Consider the following 6,000-nt stretch of genomic DNA (forward strand, 5'->3'; position numbering starts at 1 on the left):
GGAGGAGTGGTTGTCAGTTGTGAGTTGTCGGTTAAGAGCGATTTGTGGTATGCAAAACAACCACAACTGCTACATACCTACCGACAACCGATAATCCATAGCTAAATCATGGACTGGGTTTTTAACACCTTCTCAGAATACCTTGAGAACGACTTTAAAAAACGCATTGGGAAACAGGATCCGACTGTTTCCGACCTTTGGCAAGCCTTTCAGGTGCTTTTTCCTGCTACGTCCGCACAGTTACTCGTGCAGGAACCGGTGGGCAATACAGTCCGATTTAAGCCGCTTGCCTTCTATCACGCCGACGAAATGGGTCCGTTGATTGAAGCCCCGTTGGAATATCTCAGAGGAAATTTCGGGGGTGGCAAATTCAAAATCAACTTCTATCACGGTATGCAGTTCATCGCGACCATTAATTTCAAACCAGAGGGTCCTGAAATCTGGCGTGAGTTACCTGAGTTGGAAGGAAACCCCATTTCCAATCAATAATGCTAACGAAATTCTGCTACTGGAGCACAGTTTGTTTTTCTTACATTCTGCAACTACGGTTAGAAATTGGTAAACCTGATTAACAACTGATGTTATGTCTACTACGGCGTACATCACGAGGACAATAGACACAATTATGTCATTCGAGCACAATGTGTCTTTGCTATACATTCATGAGCCAGCAACAGGAATTTGGGGCATGCCCCTCATGTGGAAATGCAAATCTCCGTCGATTGGACGGTAATTCATGGTTCTGTTTGGATTGTGACTGGGATAACTTAGGTGTCATTTCCAAAGGAAACGACGACTTGCTCTCCTCTCTCCTTCACGGAGACATCCATTCGCGGCGGCTCGCCGCGCAAGCGTTGATTAATATCGGTGATGCTGACCGACACCTTGCCGCGCTAACGGATGCAAACGCCCTCTTAGAAGCACTTGACGACGAAGATGCCGATGTGCGCTACTTCGTCGCAATCGCACTCGGTAAACTGGAGGCGAGTCTCAGTCTTGGTAAACTGAAGCAACTCGCCCAAGACGATGCCTCCGCACTCGTGCGGGAAGGAGCTAAAACCGCGGTGGAACAGATAGAGGCGCGCTATCTTCGTTAGACATCTTTTTCTATTATCTGGAGGACCATCCCACATGGGTAAGTTTAAAACTTATCGGATGATGGCAGCTTGTAGCCGAAGGCGAAAAGCGGATCTTTGAGTTTCGGGGACATTGCCACACGGCACCTGATACCTCCCGTTAGGGCAAAGTTAAAAAATGGAGGATTGTTCCGAGCGGGCGCGCTTGAAACTTATCGAATGATGGCAGCTTGTAGCTGAAGGCGAAAAGCGGATCTTTGAGTTTCGGGGACATTGCCACACGGCACCTGATACCTCCCGTTAGGGCAAAATTAAAAAATGGAAAAAATTCGACTCGGTTATATTGGTTGTGGGTTCATGGCACAGAAAGTCCACATCCCAAATTTTACAAGCATCCCGGACTGTGAACTCATTGGGCTTGCAGAGGTACGTACTGAACTCGGGAAAAAAGTCCAAAGCCGTTTCGGTATCCCTAAACTTTATCGGGACCATGACGAACTCGCACAAAACGCTGATATTGAAGCAGTCGCTGTGTCTGCCGATTTCGCATTGCAAGGTGAAATCGCGCGGGATCTCCTTTTGGCAGGTAAGCACGTCTTCATGGAGAAACCGATGGCTGTTTCCGTTGAACAAGCCGAAGCTATTGTAGCAGCGTCACAAAAGTCTGGCAAAAAGTTGATGGTCGGCTACATGAAACGGTACGATGCCGGAAACGAGATCGTCAAGACAAAAATCGCTCAATTCCGAGAAACAAACGAACTCGGACGCTTGACGTACGCCAGAAATCACGGATTTGGTGGGGATTGGGTCTGTAATCTCGATACCCACATGGATGGGACAACAGAAACAAAACCGAGCGCGCCTGTCAAAACGCCAGAATGGATACCCGACCAATGGCGCGGCTCTTATTTAGGATACCTACAACAGTACACGCACAATATCAACCTGATGCGTTGGTTTCTTGATGCTGGCGACAAAGTTAGCGTCAGAGTCGTCGATTTAGACGCTAACGGATATTCTGGTATTGTTATCTTCGATATGGACGGTATCCGTGTGACGTTAGAGACTGGACATGTCTCTCATTACCGTTGGGATGAGCATAGTCAAATCTATTTTGAGAACGGATGGGTCCATACGTGGGCACCGCCGTTGCTTTTGAAAAATACGCCTGCAGAAGTCGAAATCTATCGTGCTGGAGAAGAACAAGAAATCACCCAGCCGATTCCGAGACCGAGTTGGACCTGGGCATATCACAGAGAAGCGGAGTACTTTGTAGCGAATGTCCGCAACGATGAACCTTTCCGCTCTTCAGCCGAGGATACCCTCACAGATGTCAGGCTCTTTGAGGACATCTACCAAATCCTCATTGAACAGCAGAAATAGTTGTCGTCAGTATGTAGTGCGTAGGTTGGGTTGAACGGGATTCTGTGAAAAATCGCTAGCATACAGAAATCGTTTCAAGATTCATCGAAAAACCTAAAATCACCAAAATACGAGTGAAACCCAACACATTTTCGCATCTCCAGTGCTTGGATTGTTGGGTTTCGCTATATCCATCTGTACGGATGAGTCATTGCAGAGCGGAACTCTCCCCGTATAATAAGGTTATTTCCGCAGTAAAATCTCCGTTTCATTAATATTCACCGCGAGTTCATAGTTCGCCTGCAAGTATGCCGCAATCAACGGGTGCCGTTCCTCGACAGGAATACCGTCAACTGCATCGAACCAACCTCCTGTTTTAAAAATCACTAAACGCGTTTTGTCCCTTTCAAGGGCTGAGATAACTTCTTGCTGCATCCCAGCTGTCGATGCATACGAGACTTGATGGAATCGGGTAACGCTCAGTCGGTTTGCGAAGAAGTAGTAAGCACCTTGGCTCGTAAAATCGAAAATCTTTTCGTTCTGTGTTGTATTTTCCTGAATATAAGCGACCACCTGTTGGACATGTTCAACCTGATCGTCCGGGATGTCCACCTTCCCTGCGCGCACTAATTCCTGCGTCACAACGCGTTGTTTGAACGGATTTTGACGCAACCGTTGCCATTTCTCACGAAAACCTGCTAACGGCTGATGGGCTTCTCCAACATACCAACAGAATACCGCAGTCGGAATCAGTACCCACGCTGCCGTCAGTGCGGACTGCCAGCGTCCGTTACCCCTTAGAAACGATAGACACGCACGGAACATTTTGAAGATCCCACTCTCTAATGGAAATAGACAAAGCAGCCATAAAAAGGTCGCGCCATAAATCAGATGACCACCATCTGAACGTCCCAAAGCAGTTCGGAAGTATGCAATGCCACCCAGCGATAGAAGTAGGAGTTTCATCGCGTTCGGTTCCGATCCAGTACCACATAAGCACCGATATGTCAGGTACGCCGCCACAATCAGAAAGATGCAAACGGGCAGATACCATCGAAAACCATCACTTAAGACGAAGACACGCCAACCCTCTGTTGACAAGAGTGTAAGTGTTTCCGATAGAGATGGAAAAGCGAGTCCCCACGTTGCGAGTTGATAGCGACACTGGATGTAGGAATTCCAGATGAGATCGTCTAAAGCACCGTGGGAGAGAAAATAAATGCCTACCGAGAAAAAACCTAACAGCACCCCGCAACCGTAGCTGATTAAGGGAGGTAGGTATTCTCTCCCCCTTCTCTCCGGCTGGCGAGGTTTCCAACCTCGCCCTCTTCCACCCTCCGTTCCAAAACCGCCTTGGAACACATAGATAACCAGGAACAATCCGATCGCGCCCAGCGTGTAGAGTCCGATTTCAGTGCTATACCAGAACGCTAAACTCGTGGAGATCCCAGCGAGGAGCAATTTCCATACAAATGCGGGGACCTTGTTCGTGCGGGTGCCTTGGAAGTGCGTAAGGGAGTTCGCTACGAAGGCGAAGCTAATTAAGCCGAGACTATGCCTTGCAGATACCCAAAATCCCGTTCCAGACGCAATAAGCACGCAGATAAAGGCGGTAAAGAATCTACCACGGAATACTTGCAAACCGAGCACATAGAGGGCAACATAGCCGAGTGGATCCAATATATCCTCCATTGAACGCATACCGAACAGGGTCGGTTCAAAGAGTTGACTACCAAACCATGCCAGATAAGCATTCTGGAAGAGTCCGTGCTGGATATAGATGTCACGAAACGGCACCGCGCCGTGCAGCATTTCGTTGAGAGGTGCAAGCCGTTCACCTTCGTGGAACAGATCTATTTCGCCGTGGATGTTTCCAGAATAGGTAAGGAGGTAGATGAAAATCGGGAGGATAATGTATTCAAGTCCACCGCGCTTTTTAATTATACCTTGCGGTTCGTTCAGAGGGACGGGAGATTTCAAGTCCTTTTCCGCAGACTCACCCCCGCCTCTGTCATCGGAAATATCTGAATTCCATAGGGTAGGGAAGTACCGCTTATACAGCAACGCCAATTTAAGCAAAATGGATAAACCAATCGGTAGGAGTAAGCCTGTTAGTGTGCTCTGACCAATATGGTAGACCTGTAGCCAACAGAGCCATAACGGAATGGATGCTAACGCGTTTGCTTTCAGAACACGCTGTATCGGTTGTGCGGTTCGTTTAGCACACCATCCTGAATAGACGCACCATGCCAGCCAGTACAGGTATATTGCCGTTGGGATGCCAAGCAGTGCCAGCAGATAGAAAAAGTATTCTTGTTGTTTCGGATACGCGTTAACACTGAGCCAGCCGACGATACCGGAGTTTGAGTGATATTCAAAAACAATGTATTTTTGGAGGGTTATTCCTAAGGCGATTGCAAGGGAAGCAGCGGAGAACGTGAGGGTTCCAATATAGGGTCGGAAGGCAGAGGCTTTAACAACGCGCATGTCCGGCATCAATTGCTGACATTTGTAGAGCAAGTTGTGGTTTGCAAGCTGCACCAAAAGACCTCGCAAGCGTTGCATGGTTCTCGCCTCAATGGGGTGGTGTTAGGGAAATCGCTTCTACCGTCTTAAGTTTCTCCAAGCCGTCCGTCAACCTCAGTAAAATCGTTTGCTGTTTCGTCCCACGCGAAAGCCTTCACCGCGCGTATTTCGGTGTCGTAAACTGAGATAACCAGATATGTGGCATCCGGATATGCGGGTTCATCCCATACGGTTGCATCTGCTTTGTCTTTTTCGGAGAAGTATGCCTCGTGATTTGGATGTGAGTGGTAGAACGCCTTAATTTGCCGTTGCTGTGTGTCAGCCTCTTTGTGAACGGCGATTAAATCGTCAGGGTGTATGACGTAGGCTGTGCGGGCATCGCGCGGATATGTGTCTGGATCTTCCTGATGCAGTTCATTCTGTATGTTTCGGCATTTCTGGACAAATTCTTGTGTTTCAGTTCCCAGAATAACACCGCAGCATTCATTGGGAAACTCCGATTTCGCGTGCTCACAAATCTCACTGAGGGTTTCTGGTTTTAAAGTTATCATCGAATAGCAATTAACCATCAGCTGTCAGAAAGAAACGCTGAAAATCTCTCTGACAGCCAATACGTCGGAATCTCTGACTGTTACTTGCATTGGCAAGCAATAGTCATTAAGATAGACTGCATCCACCAGCGATCGCGGGAATAATTGAGATCTCAGCGTCATCTTCGACAGCGGTCGCTTTTCCATCGAGGAAGCGGATGTCTTCGTCGTTGAGATAGATATTTACAAACCGACGGATATTTCCGCCGTCATCACAGAGACGTTCTTTCATCCCTGGATAGTTTACTTCAAGGTTATCAATGATGCCTTCAATATTGGCACCTTCTGCTTCAACCTCTGCCAAGTTTTGCGTCAAGCGTCTCAGCGGGGTTGGAATACGGACTGTTACAGACATGAAATATATTTTCTGTTCTTAAAAAACTATACTTTTCTATATTTCCCTATTGAAAAGAATAGATTTTTAAAGGGATCCTACCCCCCTGTTA

6 protein-coding genes are annotated in these 6,000 nt (G+C 47.6%); 3 read left to right on the forward strand and 3 right to left on the reverse strand.

Annotated elements, in window-relative coordinates:
- Positions 1-108: 108 nt before the first annotated feature.
- From J4G07_08950 to J4G07_08960, 3 genes are all read left to right on the forward strand, one after another.
- Positions 109-489 carry a hypothetical protein gene (locus J4G07_08950; GenBank protein ID MCE2414118.1) on the forward strand — a complete coding sequence of 127 codons (381 nt, stop codon included), beginning with the start codon at positions 109-111 and terminating at the stop codon, positions 487-489.
- Positions 490-662: 173 nt separating this feature from the next.
- A complete protein-coding gene (locus J4G07_08955) occupies positions 663-1,097 on the forward strand; it encodes a HEAT repeat domain-containing protein (protein MCE2414119.1) in 435 nt (144 codons plus the stop codon).
- Positions 1,098-1,394: 297 nt separating this feature from the next.
- Positions 1,395-2,459: a Gfo/Idh/MocA family oxidoreductase gene (locus J4G07_08960; GenBank protein ID MCE2414120.1), complete on the forward strand. Its 1,065-nt coding sequence runs from the start codon at positions 1,395-1,397 to the stop codon at positions 2,457-2,459.
- 222 nt (positions 2,460-2,681) lie between these two features.
- Here J4G07_08960 and J4G07_08965 read toward each other — a convergent pair whose 3' ends face one another.
- The 3 genes from J4G07_08965 to J4G07_08975 all read right to left on the reverse strand — a co-directional run bounded on the left by J4G07_08965 (position 2,682) and on the right by J4G07_08975 (position 5,909).
- The gene (locus J4G07_08965) at positions 2,682-5,003 is read right to left on the reverse strand and encodes a hypothetical protein (GenBank protein MCE2414121.1); all 2,322 of its coding nucleotides are present in this window, start codon (positions 5,001-5,003) and stop codon (positions 2,682-2,684) included.
- 47 nt (positions 5,004-5,050) lie between these two features.
- Complete coding sequence (locus J4G07_08970) at positions 5,051-5,515, reverse strand: M67 family metallopeptidase (protein MCE2414122.1); 465 nt, start codon at positions 5,513-5,515, stop codon at positions 5,051-5,053.
- A gap of 106 nt (positions 5,516-5,621) precedes the next feature.
- The gene (locus J4G07_08975) at positions 5,622-5,909 is read right to left on the reverse strand and encodes a MoaD/ThiS family protein (GenBank protein ID MCE2414123.1); all 288 of its coding nucleotides are present in this window, start codon (positions 5,907-5,909) and stop codon (positions 5,622-5,624) included.
- Positions 5,910-6,000 lie beyond the last annotated feature (91 nt).

The organism is Candidatus Poribacteria bacterium (assembly GCA_021295715.1).
Taxonomy (GTDB): Bacteria; Poribacteria; WGA-4E; order WGA-4E; family WGA-3G; genus WGA-3G.